15 protein-coding genes and 1 other RNA gene are annotated in these 16431 nt (G+C 63.4%); 7 read left to right on the top strand and 9 right to left on the bottom strand.

The genetic code is table 11. The features are described from left to right. Positions 1 to 84: 84 nt before the first annotated feature. Positions 85 to 549, bottom strand: a complete 465-nt coding sequence (locus E8L03_RS08850; RefSeq protein WP_171267136.1) for a Spy/CpxP family protein refolding chaperone — start codon at positions 547 to 549, stop codon at positions 85 to 87. Between the two features lie 28 nt (positions 550 to 577). After that, positions 578 to 961: a hypothetical protein gene (locus tag E8L03_RS08845; RefSeq protein ID WP_171267135.1), complete on the bottom strand. Its 384-nt coding sequence runs from the start codon at positions 959 to 961 to the stop codon at positions 578 to 580. 247 nt (positions 962 to 1208) lie between these two features. On the opposite strand from E8L03_RS08845, the gene E8L03_RS08840 reads away from it, so the two are divergent. Next, positions 1209 to 2696 carry an ATP-binding protein gene (locus tag E8L03_RS08840; RefSeq protein ID WP_171267134.1) on the top strand — a complete coding sequence of 496 codons (1488 nt, stop codon included), beginning with the start codon at positions 1209 to 1211 and terminating at the stop codon, positions 2694 to 2696. Positions 2697 to 2698: 2 nt separating this feature from the next. Further along, positions 2699 to 3379, top strand: a complete 681-nt coding sequence (locus E8L03_RS08835; protein WP_171267133.1) for a response regulator — start codon at positions 2699 to 2701, stop codon at positions 3377 to 3379. Between the two features lie 30 nt (positions 3380 to 3409). Here the strand turns inward: E8L03_RS08835 and E8L03_RS08830 are convergent, their stop codons facing one another. From E8L03_RS08830 to E8L03_RS08805, 6 genes are all read right to left on the bottom strand, one after another. Beyond that, positions 3410 to 3685, bottom strand: a complete 276-nt coding sequence (locus E8L03_RS08830; protein ID WP_144233589.1) for a type II toxin-antitoxin system RelE/ParE family toxin — start codon at positions 3683 to 3685, stop codon at positions 3410 to 3412. After that, the gene (locus tag E8L03_RS08825; protein ID WP_171267132.1) at positions 3675 to 3914 is read right to left on the bottom strand and encodes a CopG family ribbon-helix-helix protein; all 240 of its coding nucleotides are present in this window, start codon (positions 3912 to 3914) and stop codon (positions 3675 to 3677) included. The genes E8L03_RS08830 and E8L03_RS08825 overlap by 11 nt, the downstream gene beginning before the upstream one ends. 95 nt (positions 3915 to 4009) lie before the next feature. Further along, positions 4010 to 4909, bottom strand: a complete 900-nt coding sequence (locus E8L03_RS08820; protein ID WP_171267131.1) for a Tim44 domain-containing protein — start codon at positions 4907 to 4909, stop codon at positions 4010 to 4012. Between the two features lie 151 nt (positions 4910 to 5060). Then, entirely contained in the window at positions 5061 to 5459 is a 399-nt protein-coding gene (locus E8L03_RS08815; RefSeq protein ID WP_144233592.1) for a response regulator, read from the bottom strand. Positions 5460 to 5673: 214 nt separating this feature from the next. Beyond that, positions 5674 to 5767: signal recognition particle sRNA small type (ffs, locus tag E8L03_RS08810), an RNA gene on the bottom strand. A 204-nt stretch (positions 5768 to 5971) separates the two neighbouring features. Further along, entirely contained in the window at positions 5972 to 6604 is a 633-nt protein-coding gene (locus E8L03_RS08805) for a phosphoribosyltransferase (RefSeq protein WP_171267130.1), read from the bottom strand. A gap of 222 nt (positions 6605 to 6826) precedes the next feature. Here E8L03_RS08805 and E8L03_RS08800 point away from each other — a divergent pair, with 222 nt between their 5' ends. Then, complete coding sequence (locus E8L03_RS08800) at positions 6827 to 8119, top strand: MFS transporter (RefSeq protein WP_171267129.1); 1293 nt, start codon at positions 6827 to 6829, stop codon at positions 8117 to 8119. 232 nt (positions 8120 to 8351) lie between these two features. Here the strand turns inward: E8L03_RS08800 and E8L03_RS08795 are convergent, their stop codons facing one another. After that, entirely contained in the window at positions 8352 to 8648 is a 297-nt protein-coding gene (locus E8L03_RS08795; protein WP_171267128.1) for a hypothetical protein, read from the bottom strand. Positions 8649 to 8787: 139 nt separating this feature from the next. Here E8L03_RS08795 and E8L03_RS08790 point away from each other — a divergent pair, with 139 nt between their 5' ends. From E8L03_RS08790 to E8L03_RS08775, 4 genes are all read left to right on the top strand, one after another. Then, a complete protein-coding gene (locus E8L03_RS08790; RefSeq protein ID WP_171267127.1) occupies positions 8788 to 9324 on the top strand; it encodes an RNA polymerase sigma factor in 537 nt (178 codons plus the stop codon). After that, on the top strand, positions 9321 to 9794 hold the full coding sequence (locus E8L03_RS08785; RefSeq protein ID WP_171267126.1) for a hypothetical protein: 474 nt from the start codon (positions 9321 to 9323) through the stop codon (positions 9792 to 9794). Before E8L03_RS08790 ends, E8L03_RS08785 begins: the two co-directional genes overlap by 4 nt. Positions 9795 to 9892: 98 nt before the next feature. After that, on the top strand, positions 9893 to 10381 hold the full coding sequence (locus tag E8L03_RS08780; RefSeq protein WP_171267125.1) for a DUF3106 domain-containing protein: 489 nt from the start codon (positions 9893 to 9895) through the stop codon (positions 10379 to 10381). Positions 10382 to 10758: 377 nt separating this feature from the next. Next, positions 10759 to 16383: a PAS domain S-box protein gene (locus E8L03_RS08775; protein WP_171267124.1), complete on the top strand. Its 5625-nt coding sequence runs from the start codon at positions 10759 to 10761 to the stop codon at positions 16381 to 16383. Positions 16384 to 16431 lie beyond the last annotated feature (48 nt).

Here is a 16431-nt window from a genome sequence, read left to right as displayed (position 1 = left end):
GATCGGCGCGTTGCGGCGGAGGAGGGGGGCTGCCGCGTAGGCGCCGTCAGCAAACGGTTGAAATAGGCTCCTTTGGGCAGCCTGCTAGAACCGTTTGGGCATGAGCTTTTCGGCCAGCTCGCGCTGCTCCGGCGTGAGGATGGCGTGGATCTCGTTGGCCATTCTGGCGAAAGCCATGGTCAGCTCCACGCGGAGCTCGGACTGCTTCTCGGCCAGATTGCGGACCGCTGCTTCATCAAAGGGATGGGTCTGGATAACCTGGCGCAGCTCAGCGCGGCCCTTTCTGAGCTTTTCGCTGGCGGCCTGGATGGCCGGTTTGTTTCTCTCGCGGATGGCCTGTACCTCGTTCTGTTGCGTCTCGGTCAGGTCCAGGACCCTGGTCATGCGCTCGAAGAAGCGGTCGGCCATGGCCCCGCGCATGCCGGGCGCTTCGTCAGCGGTTTCGGCGGCAAAGGCGGTGCTGACGGTGGAGAGCGTCTTGCCTGTGGCGAACATGGAGCCGCAGACCATGGTCCCGGCCACAATTGCTGTCAGAATGAGCTTTTTCATCGCGATACTCCTTGATTCCAGAAGGTTCCTACTGTTTGTTGCGGTTGGTGAAGCGTTCCGGCACGGCCACCAGGCGGCTGTCCACGGCCTTGCATATGGCGTCTACAGTGTGTCCGCGGGGGCCGGTCAAGGTCACGCTCTCGCCTTCTTCCTTGTCGTTGCACGGGGTGAGCATGCCCTCGGGCACGGCGATGAGCTCGCCGTCCCGCTCCAGGCAGACGGCGTTTACGGTGCGACCGCGCCTGCCTTCAGCGGTGATGGCGTCGCCGCTGCTTTTGCCCTTGCACGCATCGACGGCCCAGTCGCCGCGCTGGCGGGCATGCGCCGGGTTGCTCGCGAACATGGCCACGATGGCAAGGGCTGCGAGCAGGGCAAACACACGTAATGCTTTTCCGAGTAATTTCTGGTACATGAATAGTCTCCTTGGTGGTCTGGCCGGTGTGCTCCTGGCTGGGAACCACGAAAGTTCCCGCCGCCTGTGATGCTGAGAAGACCAGGGGAGTGTGGAGGAAATATGCAAGCAATGAGGATCTGGCAGGGCGGCGATGATTGTGCACGGATTGAGGAAATGCGGCCGCCGGGCGCGTTTGGCGTGGCTTGAGCGGCCGGGTTTCTGATAGACGGGGAGTGTCGATTGCAATCGGCACGGACCAGGAACAATGAAGATCGGAATCAAACACCGCCTCTTTTTCATCGTGCTCACCGCGTCGGTCATCGTGGCCGTGGGCATGATGCTGCTGACGCTGTGGAGCATCGGCCGGGGCTTCCGCCAGTACGTGAACAACGTGGAACGGGAGCGGCTGGAACGCCTGGCAACGAGCCTGGAGGCCAGCTACGGCCAGGAGGGCGGCTGGGAGCATCTCCGGGACAACCCGCGGGAGTGGTCCCGGCTCGTGCTGCAGAGCGTGCCCGAGCGCATAGCGCCGCGCTGGGTGCTGGACCGGTTGCAGCGCCGTCTGGGCGGCCGTCCCCTGGCGGAGCTACTCGCGCCGCAGAACGGCACGGACCTTGGCGAGGGCGACGAGCCCACCATGTCGCCGGCGCTGGCCCAGCTCTTCCAGCTGCGCGTCTTTCTTCAGGATGCAGACCACACCATGCTGGTCGGGCCGGAGGACAGGGACCCGGACCTCAAGCAGGAGCTCCTGCCATTGCGCTTTCAGGGCAACATTGTCGGCTACGTGGGCCTGATGCAGAGGAAGCGCCTTGTGGACCGACGGCAGCTCGTGTTTCTGCGGCAGCAGAAGGTCACGCTGGCGATCATTGCCGGGTTCATGCTGCTGGTCTCGGCGCTGCTCTCCCGGCCTTTTGCCAATAGGCTGGTCCGGCCCATCCGGGCGCTGGCCGAGGGAACCCACCGCCTGGCCGCGGGCAACTACGAGACCCGCGTGCAGGTGGAACGGCGCGACGAGCTGGGGCAGCTTGCCAGGGACTTCAACCGCCTGGCCATGACCCTGGAGCAGAACGAATCGGCGCGGCGGCAATGGGTTGCGGACATCTCCCACGAGCTGCGCACGCCGCTCTCCATCCTGCGCGGCGAGCTGGAAGGGCTGCAGGACGGCGTACGGCAGGCCACGCCCGAGGCCATCAACTCCCTGCACGGCGAAGTGCTGCGCCTTGGCCGGCTGGTGGATGACCTCTACCAGCTCGCCGTCTCGGACGTGGGTGCGCTTACCTACCGCAAGGAGCCGCTGGACCTCGCTGAGGTGCTGGACGAAGCGCTGGAGCCGTTTGCACAGGAGTTCGAGCACAAGGGTATCGCGCTGCAGTATGATCTCGGCCCGGATGCGGGCCGCACCGTGTTCGCCGACGCCGAACGGCTGCACCAGCTCTTCGGCAATCTGCTGGAGAACTCAGTGAAGTACACGGACCCTGGCGGCGCGGTGGAGGTCCGGCTGGAGTATGACGGCGGCCGGGCCAGGGTGCACATACTGGACAGCGCGCCCGGCGTGCCGGAACGCGAGCTCGGCCGGTTGTTCGAGCGGCTGTACCGTGTGGAAGGATCGCGGAGCAGGGAGACCGGCGGCGCCGGCCTGGGGCTGGCAATTTGCCGGAACATCGCCGAGGCCCACGAAGGGACCGTGGCGGCCCACACCTCCCCGCTGGGCGGCGTATGGATCACCGTGGACCTGCCCACAGAGGAGCACTGATCATGAGCGCGACAGTACTGATAGTCGAGGACGAGCCCAAGCTGGCCGAGCTACTGCGGGATTACCTGCAGCACGCGGGGTACGAGGCGAGCATTCTGGACAGCGGCCCGCCGGTGGCGCAGTGGGTGCGGGAGCACGACCCGGACTTGATCCTGCTCGACCTGATGCTGCCCGGCAAGGACGGCATGGAGATATGCAAGGAAATCCGTACATTCTCCAGCGTACCCATTATCATGGTCACGGCGCGTGTGGAGGAGATCGACCGCCTGCTGGGCCTGGAGCTGGGCGCGGACGACTACATCTGCAAACCCTTCAGCCCGCGGGAAGTGGTGGCCAGAGTGCGCGCGGTGCTGCGTCGCTCCGGCGGCAACACCACCTACACGGAGCAGGGCCTGGCGCTGGACGAGTCCCGCATGCAGGCCACGTTGCACGGCAAAGACATCGCCCTGACGGCCGTGGAGTTCAAGCTCTTACAGATCATGGCGGCCAATCCGGGCCGCATCTTCTCACGCGACCAGCTCATGGACCGCATCTACAGCGACGAGCGCATTGTCAGCGATCGTACCATCGACAGCCACATCAAGAAGCTGCGCAGAAAGATCGCGTCTGTGGTGCCGGATGAGGAGCTCATCCGCTCGGTGTACGGCGTGGGCTACAAGTACGAGGTTGCAGAGAAGGAGTAGGGTAGGGGGGCGGAGAACACTGCTTAAGAATTATGGCGCCTGCCTGTCGTGCAGTATCCGCACTATGCTGACGGGCTGTGTCTCGGTGTAGACGATGCGGTACGGATAGGACGGGACCAGCAGCTCGCGCGTGCCTTCCACCCGACCGGGCCGGCCTCTGCCAGGAAATGCTTCAAGACTACCCGTCATATCCAGGATGGTTCGGGCAACCAGCGCCGCCGCCTCGGGATTGTCCCGGGCGATGTACTCAACGGTCTGGGTGAAATCCTGCAGCGCACTGGACGACCAGCGCACATTACTCGACATTGATTCCAAGCTTGCGGACCGCGTCTATAGCCTCATCATGGGAATGCGTGCGCCCGGCCTTGATATCGGCCAGCCCTTTGCCGACCTCTTCCCGGAACCATATCTCGTGCTTGAGGTACTGCTCGATGGCGTCCTGGATGACCCATTGACGGCTTCTGCCGAGGGAATGGGCGATGCCGTCAAGCGAATCCAGTGTTTCTTCGTCGAGCCGTATGGATGTGGGGCGCATGGGGACTCCTTGTATTCAGCATGACTACATCTGCATACAAAAAGAAGCGCCACGTGTCACGCGCCGAGCTCTGTGGGTGGGGGGAGTCAGGCGCTCTAGTGCACCTGCTGAATGCCCTCGACCTTCCAGAAGGCGTTCGTGTCGTCGGCTGGTTTGCGGAAGTGCCAGATTTCCTTGATCTTCGAGTTGGCCTTGGCGCCTTTCTTGCGCAGCAGCACATCGTACAGCACGCTTGCGGTCAGGTCCGCGTTGTCGTGCCGCACCTCCAGCACCTTGGCCTCGATGAGCAGGATGTCGGTCTTGCCGGGCTGCGGGTTCCTGCGGGCGTGGTCCGTCAGGTTGCTGTAGACCTGGTCGCCCACGAAGTCGCGGATGTCCTCGAGGTCCCGCGCGTCCCACGATTCCTGGATGCGCGCGTACACGGCCTTGGCCCCATTGAGAAAATCGTCTTCGTCGAAGTTGCGCACATCGATGCGCCGCGAAGTGGTGCCGGTGTAGGATGTCTCGCCGCCGGAGGGAACGCCGGCCTGTGGTCCGCCGGGATCGGGCATGGAGTCCACGTCGATGGGCGGCGGCGGTGTGCCGGGCCGGCGACCGAACCGGTCTTGCTGCCCTGGTTGCCCCTGCTGGCCTGTTTGGCCGGAGCGGTCGCGGGGTTTGGAGCTCAGGTAGTCCCAGGTCTGCTGGGCGCGGCGGTATGCATCGCTCGCTTCTTTTTGCGAAGGCTCGCCGTTACTGTCCTGCTGCCGGCCGTTCTGGTCGCGGCCGGGAAAGCGCGAGACGTTGTCGCGCCGGGGCGGGCGCTCATCGGGCTTGTTGCGCCTGCCGAAGCCGCGGGAGACGAGCCGGAAAAGCACGAAGATGATGACGCCGAGGGCGATGGCGTCGATAAAGGAGTAGGAGCCGAACCCGCCGACAGGGGATGTGTCCGCCGCCAGGGCTGTGCCAGGGATCAGCGCAGGGGCGAGGGTTCCGGCCAGGGAAACGAGCCGCACGGTATTCTGCGCTAGTTGCGCCGCGAAACGGGGGGATTTTTTTTGTGCATGCATACGAACGAGCACATAGCGTAAAAGAGGCGCCGCGGCCAGCGTCCTTTGCCTGGCCCGGTGCAGTCCGGACCGGGGCGGAAACCCTTTCTGCGCGGGCCTAGGAGATGAGGCCCAGATTGCGCAGCAGGTGGACAAAGAGCTGCCGGTCGATGGGCTTGGGAATGTAGGAGGTCGCGCCGCCTTTGTAGTAGGCCTCGACCACGTTCTTGGGATCGTCCAGGGCCGTGGTCATGACGACCTTGGTCTCCTTGTTGCCGCGGATGTCGTACTTCTTCTCGATGGCGCGGATCTGCTTGAGCGCTTCCTGGCCGTCCATCTCAGGCATCATGATGTCCATGCAGACCAGGTCGTAGGGATTCTTCTGCTTGAGCGCTTCCTCAAAAGCCTCGACAGCTTCGCTGCCGTTCACGGCAATGTCACAGTCGCCATACGGTGCGAGAATGTTCTGCATGAGCTTTCGGCTGGTGAAGTCGTCTTCCACAATGAGTACGCGCATGTGATTCTCCTGGTGAATGGGAGCCCCGGCAATGGGTTACAGATTGACCGCTATGCAATACACGGCATGATGCAGGATATCCAAAAAAAATCTCCGAGTGCAAGAATAATCTGTAAAAAGAGGTCGGAGAGATCGTGAAATGCGCGTGCGGAGCATATCCGGCGCGTCGGCGCTGGCGATGAAAAAATAAAGGCGCGGTTTGAGGACCGCGCCTTCATCTAGGAGCCGGACACCCGAGACGCGCTGCTACCGCTGCTCCCTTTCGGGCCTGACGGGGTTCACAACTGCCTCGCCGCCCGGCTCCTCCTCGGCTCCGAAAAACGCCAGGAGGTCCAGACGTCCGAACCGTCCGGGATGATGCTTCATCCCCAGAGCCGAGGACTATACACAGCGAGCCGGGCCCTGGTCAAGCATTTGTGTGTTGCGGCGCTCTCATTTTAAGCGAGCCTTTTCAACATGCTGTCTACGTTAAAGAAATAGCGAAGAATTCGGTCCGGATCAGATCCCGGCGGCTACTCCATCTGCAGCAAGTCGCGCACCTCGTCGTCGCTGGTCTGGCTGAAGTCGTCGTACCACGCGCCCACGCCGCCGAAGTTGGCAGGCGTGGATAGGCAGACCACCTCGTCGGCCACGCGGCCCAATGCAGAGCACGCCTCACGCGAGCCCACGGGCGCTGCGGCCACGATCCTGGCCGGGTTGTACGCCCGAACACCCAGCACGGCGGCGCGGATGGTGGCCCCGGTAGCCAGACCGTCGTCCACGATGATCACGGTCCTGCCCTCCAGACCCGGGTAGGGCCGGTCGCCGCGGTAGGCCTTCTCCCGGCGTTTCATCTCTTCCTGCTCGCGCTCGGCCACGCGCAGCATCTCCTGCTCGGATATCCCCATCTGGCGCATCACGCCTTCGTTGAGCACGTGCACGCCGCCAGTGGCTATGGCGCCCATGGCGTACTCCTCATGGCCGGGAACGCCCAGCTTGCGCACCACGAATACATCCAGCGGCGCGTCCAGACGTTTGGCCACAGGGGCGGCCACGGGAACGCCGCCTCGCGGCAGGGCCAGCACGACAGGGTGTGCGTCCTTATACTTGTCGGCCAGCGCTTCAGCCAGTTTCTCACCGGCATCCACGCGGTTTCTGTAGATCATCTCGCACGCTCCTCGGTGTTTCAGGCTGGGGGCGGTGCCGGAACTTTTATGTCCATGTAATAATGCGCGAAAGATCGCAGCATGAAAAGGGCAGAGGAAGGGGAGGGCGGCGGTTTTCGGCCATCTGAAACAGGGCAGGTGCCGGCGAACACGACAACCCGACGCCTGGACTTGCGATTCCCGCCCGGATAGGGGATGGAAATCCGACACAGGAGAAACGCCATGCCGGACAACGACAACCCGCCCGGAGCCGCCTCCCGCAACGTGGATACAGCCGCGTCCCTGCATTACGGCTACGTCATCGTGGCCGTGGGGGTGCTGGTCATGTTCGCCTGCCTGGGGCTGGCGCGCTTCTCCCTGGGCGTGCTGCTGCCGTCCATGTCCGAGGCGTTGGGCATGAGCTATGCCCAGCGCGGCTACCTGGGCACGGGCTACTTCATCGGCTACCTCGCCATGGTGGCCTGGGCGCCGCTCCTGGCCAAAAAGCTGGGCAACCGCCTGGCCATCGTCACCGGGCTGGGGTTCATCGGTGCGTCCATGGTCTTGCTGGGCATTGCCGGCTCGTACGTGCCGGCCCTGGCTCTCTACACGGTCACGGGCGTGGGCTCGGGCGCAGCCAACATCGCCATGATGGCCCTGGTCGCCAATTGGTTCGCGCCCTCGGCGCGCGGCACGGCCACCGGCGCGGTCATCGCCGGCAACGGCATGGGCATCATCCTCTCAGGTATCCTCGTGCCGGCCGTGGTGGCGGCCTTTGCCCCGCACGGCTGGCGGTGGGGCTGGATCGTGCTCGGTGGGCTGGCCCTTGCCGTGTGCACCGCGGCCGGACTGCTGCTGCGCAACTCGCCGCAGGAGAAAGGTCTGGCCATGATCGGCAGCGAGGGACGCCGCAAGGCCCCACCGCAGCCCGCGACCATCCGGCTGGACCGGGACGAGAAGCGCTTCCTCGTCCACCTCGGCGTCATCTACGCCCTGTTCGGGGCCACCTACATCATCTACGGCACGTTCTTCGTGACCACCCTGGTGGACGAGCTGGGACTGGGCGGCGAGGCCGCCGGCCGGTTCTGGTCCTGGGTGGGATTCTTCAGCCTCTTCTCGGGCCCGCTGTTCGGCAAGATCTCCGACGCCTTTAGCCGCCGCGCCGGACTTCTGGCCGCTTTCGGCGTGCAGACCTGCGCCTACCTGCTGGCCGGATTCCACAGTACGGTACACACCATGGGCCACATCCCGGAACTCGTGCCCCTGTACGGCTCGGTGGTGCTCTTCGGGCTGGCCGCCTGGGCCATCCCCACCGTCATGACCGCCGCCGTGGCCGACCGGCTGGGACCGGCGCGCACCGCCCTCGGCTTCTCGTTCATCACCTTCTTCTTTGCCGTGGGCCAGGTCATCGGCCCAACCGCCGCCGGGGCCATGGCCAATGTCACCGGCTCCTTCACCATGGCCTACGCCCTCTCCGCCGTGCTCACCGCCACAGGCGCCTGCCTGGCCACGCGTCTGCCCGTCCGAAGAAAATAGCTGTCTGTTCAGGAGACGCTGTTCCCCACGCCCCCTGCCAGGGGAGCAGGTCACCAAGGGGCGCTGCCCCTCGGGCACCCCACCAGGGAGCCCCAGAAGGGCTCAAGGGGCCAGTAGCCCCTTGCAGGGTGAGGGCCAGCGTCCCTCAGAAACAAGCAGCCGCAGCGTTCTCGAAATTTTTTTGCTCAGCGTGTCAACCGACTCGGTCCTCCCTCGTTGTGTACATCAGGAATCAGAAATGAAACCCGCGGAGGACATCATGAAGACTTTGAACACCGTTGCGATACTTTTGGCCGTCTTTCTGCTCATCCCAGCCGGCAGCGCTTTTGCCGGCCGAGGCGGTCATCAGGACCACCGTCAGGGGCAGCGCATGGAGCAGCGTATGCATCAGCGCGGCCATACGCCGGGCAGGCACTTTGCCGGCCAGAGGCAGCACTACGCCCACGGTAAGCATTTCCGCAGGCCCGCATACAGGCAGCACTACAGGCATCAGGCGCGCGCCTTCAACCATCGGGGCCAGAGATTCCACCAGAATTACCGCCACAATCGCTGGGCCAAGAGGCATTGGCACCGCTAGTTTCGCAGGGAAGCATGGTGTATAGGTGTAAGGGCCGGCGGCGCGAGCTGTGCTGCCGGCCCATCCCATCCCGCACAGCCCACGGAACGAAATGACACTGGAAGCGTTTCTGGAATCCATAGAAGGCCGGGCGTATCGCATGGCGTACGCTGCATGCGGGCATCGCGAAGACGCCTTGGACATGGTGCAGGATGCGATGTTCAAGTTCGTGGACAAGTACGCCAAGCGTCCGAGCGATGAGTGGCGGCCTCTCTTTTATCGCATTCTGCACAACAGGATTACCGACAGCTATCGCCGCCGTTCGGTGCGTGAGCGTTGGAACGGTTTTATCGGCAAGCCGCCCTCGCTGGACGAGGGAACCGAGGTCGATCCGTTCCAGACGGCGCCCGACATGGACGCGCCCACGCCCGAGCACTCGGCCAAGGTCGGGGACGCCTTTCAGGCCTTGCAGGCGGCTGTTCAAAAGCTTCCGGAGCGGCAGCGGCAGGTCTTTCTGCTGCGCGGCTGGGAGGAGCTGTCGGTCAAGGAGACGGCATTTGCCCTGAAATGCTCGGAAGGATCGGTAAAGACGCATTTCTCTCGTGCGGTGAACACGTTGCGGGAACAATTGGGGGATCATTGGCCATGAAGAACGAGCGGGAATTTCTGGACACTGTGAGGAGCGTTCTGGACGACTCCGTGGACAGCCTCGACGGGGCTACGCGATCCGCCCTGACGCGGACGCGGCATGCGGCCCTGGACAGGCGTGCGCAGCGCGAAAGCGAGCGCCGGCGGTGGCTGCGCTGGGGAGCCGTTCCGGCTGCCGGTCTGGCCGTAGCCGCCGTGCTGATGATTGTTTTCCTGCGAGTTGACGGAACCAATCCTCCGGAAGCGTTCATGGTGGACGTCGAGGTGCTCGGCTCCGGCGAACCGGTGGAGTTCTACGAGGATCTGGACTTCTATCAATGGTACGGCGAGGTGGAAAATGAAGAGAGCGGTACTGATACTCTCAGCATGCGTCCTGTTGTGCTTGCCTCGAACGGCGCTGGCCTTGGAGAGCTCTCCGACGGAGCTGCCCAGCCTGGAACTGCTGGAGTTTATCGGAATGTTCGAGGATGACGGGTCTGGCTGGAGGGCGCCTTGTGCACACAAAAAACGCGATACGCAGGATGAGGAACAGAATGGAACGCGGCAGGCCAGATTCAGGGAGCGGGAGTATGCGAGTGAATAAGGCGTGGCGCCGCGTCATCTCCCTGGCGCTGGTCATGGCGCTGGTGCTGTCGGCCGTGCCGGCGCTGGCTCAAAGTGGGGTTTCCTGGAATGCTCTCACGCCGGAGCAGCAGGATGTGCTCAAGCGGTTTTCCAAGAAGTGGGAGACCCTCACCCCGGAAAAGCAGGAGCGCCTGGAGCGTGGTGCAACTCGCTGGTTGAAGATGACGCCGGAGGAGCGCGAACGCGCGAAGAGGCGGATGGAGCGCTGGAAGAAGATGACGCCGGAGGAGCGGGAAAAGGCGCGCAAGCGGTATGAGGAGTTCAAGAAGCTGCCGCCCGAGGAGCAGGAACGGATTCGAGCCGCGCGCAGGAAGTTCCGTGAGCTGCCGGCGGACAAGAAAAAAGAGCTGCGCGAGCGCTGGCAGAAGATGACGCCGGAGGAGCGGGAGCGTTTCAGGCAGAGCTTCCGCGACAACGCGACACAAGGGCCGTGACGCGCGCATGCACAGTGCTTGACGACCCCGGCCAATATGATGCCAAAGACAAGAGAACGCGGCCATCCTGATAATACAGGGTAGCCGCGTTCTCTTGTCTATGGATCCCCCCCGGTAACCTTATAACTGAGTTATCATTTTATACTGCAGGTGCTGGCATTTGAACACGATATCGTGGTTCGTGTGATTGTCGCCGCACTGTATGGTCGTGTTTGTCGAGATATCCCGGACCGCCGACCGTTTTTCCGATAGATATGGGAATTTGAAACCCTGTAACCATAGATATCTTTTACGGGTGGTTGTGACAGATTCGCATCTGGGGTAGTTATTGGGTGAGTCTTTCCGGCAGCATCGCCAGAGGAGGAAGACCCCTCTCCATGACCCATCCCAGCCAAAGAACGGGTGCTGAAGACCCGGCGAAAGACGAGATTCGCGCTCAGGCCGCATTGCTTGCGGGCATTCTGGAGGGCACGTCCGACCTGGCCGTAGCCGTGGATACAGGTTTTCACTTGCTGGTATGCAACCAGGCCTTCCGCGACGGGATGCGCCGGGTCTTCGGCGTGGACATCCAGACCGGCGCGGACCTCTCCCAGATCCTGTCTCAAAACGACGAGTACCAGGACCGCGTGGTCGGCCACTGGCGACGCGCCCTGAACGGCGAAGAGCTCACGGTGGAGCAACGCTTCTCCGGACGCGACGGGGAAATATTCCGATACGAGACGCGGTTCCATCCCATTCGCGGCAGCTCGGGCCAGGTGATCGGCGCATCCAGTTTTTCCCGGCCCATCGCTGGCAGCGAACATTCGGAGCAGGCCCGGCACGAATGCGAGCAGCTCTACAGCGGCCTCTTCCAAAACAAGCACCTGCCCATGCTGCTGATTGATCCGGAAAGCGGCACGATCGTCGAGGCTAATCCGGCGGCGGTGGCGTTCTACGGCTACGGCGAGGAGAAGCTTCAAGGCAAGAACATCGGCGCCATCAATACAGCCCCGCCCGACGAGATCCAGTCGCGCATGAACCGCGCAGCATCGTCCGAGCAGCACCGTTTCGATATGGTGCATCGCCTTGCAACGGGAGAGCTGCGCGAGGTGGAGGTCTACAGCGGAGCGGTGGAGATCGGCGGCAGAAAGCTTCTGTACTCGGTTGTCCAGGACGTCACGGAGCGCAACAGGACCGAGAAGGCCCTGCGGGAGAGCGAGCTCAAGTATCGCACGTTTTTTGACGGCTCTCTGGACGGCGTGCTGATCACTTCGGCGGACGGCTTCTATCGCGCCGCCAACGTCAAGGCGCAGGAGCTGTTCGGCATGAGCGAGGAGGAGCTCATAGGCTCCCACCGCTCCGAGCGCGTGGACCCCAACGACCCGCGTCTGGTCCCCTGGCAGGAGGAACGGGCGCGAACAGGCAAGGCCCGCGGGGAGCTGCGCCTGCGCCGCAAGGACGGCTCCGTCTTCGAAGGGGAGGTCGCCTCCACCCTGTACACCGACGCGGAAGGGCAGACGCGGAGCGTGCTGGTCATTCAGGACATCACGGAACGCAAGGATGCCGAGCGGGCGCTGCACAGGAGCGAGGCCATTTTCCGCAGCCTGGCCGAGGCCAACCTTGTGGGGGTGAGCTTCGGCAACAGCCGTGGCGACATCACCTACATCAACGACGAAATGCTGCGCATGATGGGCCATGCGCGCGAGGATTTCCAGGCGGGCCGCATCAACTGGCTGGAGAGCCTGGCACCGGAGTTCCGTGAGTCCGACAGCGACATGGACGAGGTGCTGCAACGCAAAGGCCGGTATGTGGGGAACGAGAAGGAGTTCCTCCGGCCGGACGGCGAGCGCACGCCATTTCTGGGCGCCGCCGCGCAGGTGGACCAGGAGTTCGACATCCACGTACGCATCGCCGTGGACCTGACAGCCATCAAGCAGACTCAGCAGAAGCTGCTCGAAAGCGAGAAGCGGTTCCGCAGCCTGTTCCAGGCCAACCCGGACGCCGTGGCGCTGAAGTCGCTGGATGACGGGCGGTTCCTGGACATCAACGACGCCTTTCTGCGCATGTTCGGCTACCACTGGGAAGAGATCGTGGGGCAGAGGGCGCTGGATCTGGGCATCTGGGGCTCGCCGGAGCAACGCGAGGCTTTTTTCGAGGCGGCGGGCAAGGACGGCTCGGTACGGAACTTCGAAGCCCGGCTGCGCAACAGCAAGGGAAAGGTTCGCACCACGCTCATCTCCGCGGACGTCGTGACCATCGAGGGCAAGCGCTTCATGCTCCAGGTCATCAAGGACATTACGGCGCGTAAGGTTATCGAGGAGCGACTGTTGCACAAGAACGCGGTGCTGGAAGGGCTCAGCGCGGTGTTCTGGAAGTCGCTCAGCTGCGACTCCGAGGAGGAGCTGGGCATGGCCTGCCTGGAAGTGGCCGAGCAAATCACACACAGCAGCTTCGGTTTTCTGGGGGAGATCGGCGCGGATGGCATGCTCAACGACATCGCCATCAGCGATCCGGGCTGGGACGTGTGCACGATGCACGTGGAAGGCCGGCTGGAACGCCGCGTACCGCCCCAGGGCTTCCACATCCACGGAATATACGGCCAGGTACTGAAAAACGGCGCGCCCCTTATCGTGAACAATCCCACGGTGCATCCGAATCGCGTGGGCCTGCCAGAGGGGCACCCCCCACTGGAGTCGTTTCTCGGCGTGCCGTTGCTGGAGGGCGGCAGCACCGTGGGCATGATCGGCCTGGCCAACAAGCCCGGTGGTTATGACGACAGTGATGTGGAGGCGGCTACGGCGCTGGCCGTGGGTATTCTCGAAGCGCTGCTGCGCAAGCGGGCGGAGAAGGCGTTGCTGGAAAGCAGGGAGGACCTGCGCCGCGCCCAGAGCGTGGCCCAGGTGGGCAGCTGGCGCCTCAACATCCAGGAAAATGTGCTGTTGATGTCCGAGGAGGCCTATCGGCTCTTCGGGGTGGAGCCCGGCTCGCCGCAGACCTATGGCACCTTCCTGAAATGCGTACATCCGGACGACCACGAGCTTGTGGACGCGCGATGGCAGGCGGCTCTTGCTGGCGAGCCGTTCGACCTGGAGCACCGTATAGTCCGGCATGGGAAGACGTACTGGGTGCGTCAATTGGCATCCCTCGAAAAAGACGAGGACGGCCGGCTGCTGGGCGCCTTTGGCACGACCCAGGACATCACGGAGCGCAAGCACTCCGAAGAGGCGCTTCGCAAAAGCGAGGAGCGGTTCCGCACCGTGCTGGAAAACTCGCGCGAAGGCATCTACATGATCGAGCTCGCGAACCGGCGCTTCACCGTCATGAGCCCGGCCCATGCGGAGCTGACAGGCTTCACTCGGGAAGAGCTGCTCGATCTTTCGGAAAAGGCCCTGCTCGAGCGCATCCATCCGGAGGATCGCGAATGGGTGGCGGTCTACATGAATCAGGTGATCGAAGGGCAGGACCCCGGCGTGCCCGTGGAGTACCGCTGGCTTGCGAAAAGCGGGGAGTACCGCTGGTTCAGCGACAACCGCAAGGTCATTCGCGACGAGGACGGCAAGGCCGTAGCCCTGGTCGGCGTGAGCCGCGACGTGACATGGCGCAAGGAGCTGGAGGACCTGCTCATAGAGACGGCACGCGAGGCCAGTGAGGCGCGGCGGGATAGCGAACGCCGCACCAGCGAGCTGCAGGCTGCATTGCAGAGCGCGCCCATCGGCAATGTATTCTATGACATGGACCACACCGTCAGCTACCTCAATAAATCCGCTGAAGAGCTGTTCGGATTTACCCTGGAGGAGCTCGAAGGCCTGTCGGCCCCCGAGCGGATTGCGCTGATGAAGACGCTCAAGACGGATCGCACCGAGATGTCAGTTGAGGAGCTGGTGGGATACCGCGCGCTTCAGGGCGAGATCGTTTCCGACGAGGAGTATCTGCTGTACCCCAAGGGCAGCGCCGAGCCAGTGCACGTGCTTTCCCAGGCCGCGCCCATCGTCCTGGGCGATGGCGAGGTCATCGGCGCCGTGCAGACCATCATGGACATCACCCAGCGCAAACGGATCGAGGAGGCGCTGCGCGAGTCCGAGGAGCGGCTGCGCATCGCGGCCGAGGCTGCCGACATGTACGGCTGGGAGTGCGATCTGGCCCGGCAGACCTACAAATGGTCGGCCAATGCCGAGCGCATGTGGGGCTCAGTCATGCCGAAAACCCCGCGGGACATGATCGAGGCCGTGCACCCCGAGGACAAGATTCATGTGCGGCGTTCGTTTATGAACGCCATGCGCCACACAGGCACGTTCCAGGTCGAGTACCGCATCGCCGGATATCCGCCGGATGACGAGTTCTGGGTGTTCTCAGCCGGGGTGGCTCTGCCCGGAAAGAATGGCACGATATCGCGCATGATCGGCGTGACCCAGAACATCACCGGCAGGAAAAAGACCGAAGCGGCGTTGCAGCGGGCCAAGCAGGAGGCGGACAAGGCCAGCCAGGCCAAGAGCGAGTTCCTGGCCAACATGAGCCACGAGATACGCACGCCGCTCACCGGGCTGCTGGGCATGACGGATCTTCTGCTGGACAACCTGAAGATCGAGAAGAACATCGAGTACGCCCGGTACATGAAGCGGGCCGGCGAGGCCCTGCGCGTGATCATCGACGATATTCTGGATCTTTCCAAGATCGAGGCCGGCCGGATGGAGTTCAGGCCGTCGGCCGTGTATCTCGCGGAATCCATCCAGCAGGGCGTGGCCATCTTCGAGCCCATGGCCAGGGAAAAGGGGCTGGAGTTCACCTTTGACCTCGCGTCGGACCTGCCGGAGATAGTGCTTCTGGATGAGGCCAAGGTGCACCAGATATTGCGCAATCTCGTCTCCAACGCCGTCAAGTTCACGGAGAAGGGCAGGGTGGCCGTGACCGCGCGGTACGAGGGCGAAGGCGAAGACAGCCGGGTCCGCATCGACGTTCAGGATACGGGCCTCGGCATTCCGGAAGGGCGCCGGCACGAGCTTTTCCAGGAGTTCACCCAGCTGGACAGCTCCTACCAGAAGGTCCACGGAGGCACCGGACTGGGGCTTGCCATATCCAAACGGCTGGCCGAGTTCATGGGCGGCGGGATAACGCTGGAGAGCGAGCACGGCTCGGGCTCGACCTTCACTTTGCTCATCCCGGCCCCCGTAGCCGACGAGTACCCGGACGAAGAGATCGATATCGAAACGTCCAACAGCTTCGCCAACTTGCATATCCTCGCCGCCGAGGATAACACGATCAACCAGTTCCTTATCCGGGAGCTGCTTTCCGACGCCGGGTGCCGGCTCACTGTGGTGGAGAACGGCCAGGAGGCGCTGGAAGCCCTGGAGCAAGCCGACCCGCCGTACGACCTCGTGCTCATGGACATCAACATGCCGCGGCTGGACGGCGTGGAGGCCACGAGGCGCATCCGCGGCTCCGACAAGCCGTATGCGAATGTTCCGGTCATCGCCCTGACGGCATACGCCATGCCGGAAGAGCGCGAGAACATCATGGCCGCCGGCCTGGACGGCTACCTCACCAAGCCCTTCACCATCCGCCAGATGCTCGCCGCCCTGAAGCTCATACCTGCCGAGCGCATCCACCTGATCCAACCGGGCGCGGTGGCCGATTCTTCCTCTGCTGCACAAAATGCAGCCGCGGAAACGGCCGAGGGGGCGGACAACTCGCCGGAGCTGCTCGACGAGGCGTATCTGGAAGAGACCTTCCTGCACCAGAAGGCGAACCTTCTGGAGCTCATCGATTTGCTGGAAGAGGACACAGGGCAGCACCTCGACGCGATATACCGGTTCGTGCGCAACGGACAGCATGGCGAGGCGGCCGATCTGGCCCACTACATCGCCAGCGGCTGCCGAACCATAGGGTTCCGGCATGTGGCGCAGAAATGCCTGAATATCGAGAGCTGCTTGCGCGGGAATCTCGTGGACGAGGCGTGCAGCATGCTCGACGGATTGCGCGGCGATTTCGACGATTCCATCGAAGCCGCGCGGCGCTGGGCGCAGTGAAACACGCTCCAATTACCTCGAATAGCTTGACTTTGGCCATCTGGAGGG

This window comes from Oceanidesulfovibrio marinus, from assembly GCF_013085545.1.
Classification (GTDB): Bacteria; Desulfobacterota; Desulfovibrionia; order Desulfovibrionales; family Desulfovibrionaceae; genus Oceanidesulfovibrio; species Oceanidesulfovibrio marinus.
This window is presented reverse-complemented; position numbering and strand designations above follow the sequence as displayed.

Bases quoted from the DNA above. Each gene is read 5' to 3' on its own strand.
- E8L03_RS08850 (WP_171267136.1), bottom strand. From the start codon at position 549: ATGAAAAAGCTCATTCTGACAGCAATTGTGGCCGGGACCATGGTCTGC.
- E8L03_RS08845 (WP_171267135.1), bottom strand. From the start codon at position 961: ATGTACCAGAAATTACTCGGAAAAGCATTACGTGTGTTTGCCCTGCTC.
- E8L03_RS08840 (WP_171267134.1), top strand. From the start codon at position 1,209: ATGAAGATCGGAATCAAACACCGCCTCTTTTTCATCGTGCTCACCGCG.
- E8L03_RS08835 (WP_171267133.1), top strand. From the start codon at position 2,699: ATGAGCGCGACAGTACTGATAGTCGAGGACGAGCCCAAGCTGGCCGAG.
- E8L03_RS08830 (WP_144233589.1), bottom strand. From the start codon at position 3,685: ATGTCGAGTAATGTGCGCTGGTCGTCCAGTGCGCTGCAGGATTTCACC.
- E8L03_RS08825 (WP_171267132.1), bottom strand. From the start codon at position 3,914: ATGCGCCCCACATCCATACGGCTCGACGAAGAAACACTGGATTCGCTT.
- E8L03_RS08815 (WP_144233592.1), bottom strand. From the start codon at position 5,459: ATGCGCGTACTCATTGTGGAAGACGACTTCACCAGCCGAAAGCTCATG.
- E8L03_RS08805 (WP_171267130.1), bottom strand. From the start codon at position 6,604: ATGATCTACAGAAACCGCGTGGATGCCGGTGAGAAACTGGCTGAAGCG.
- E8L03_RS08800 (WP_171267129.1), top strand. From the start codon at position 6,827: ATGCCGGACAACGACAACCCGCCCGGAGCCGCCTCCCGCAACGTGGAT.
- E8L03_RS08790 (WP_171267127.1), top strand. From the start codon at position 8,788: ATGACACTGGAAGCGTTTCTGGAATCCATAGAAGGCCGGGCGTATCGC.
- E8L03_RS08785 (WP_171267126.1), top strand. From the start codon at position 9,321: ATGAAGAACGAGCGGGAATTTCTGGACACTGTGAGGAGCGTTCTGGAC.
- E8L03_RS08780 (WP_171267125.1), top strand. From the start codon at position 9,893: ATGCGAGTGAATAAGGCGTGGCGCCGCGTCATCTCCCTGGCGCTGGTC.
- E8L03_RS08775 (WP_171267124.1), top strand. From the start codon at position 10,759: ATGACCCATCCCAGCCAAAGAACGGGTGCTGAAGACCCGGCGAAAGAC.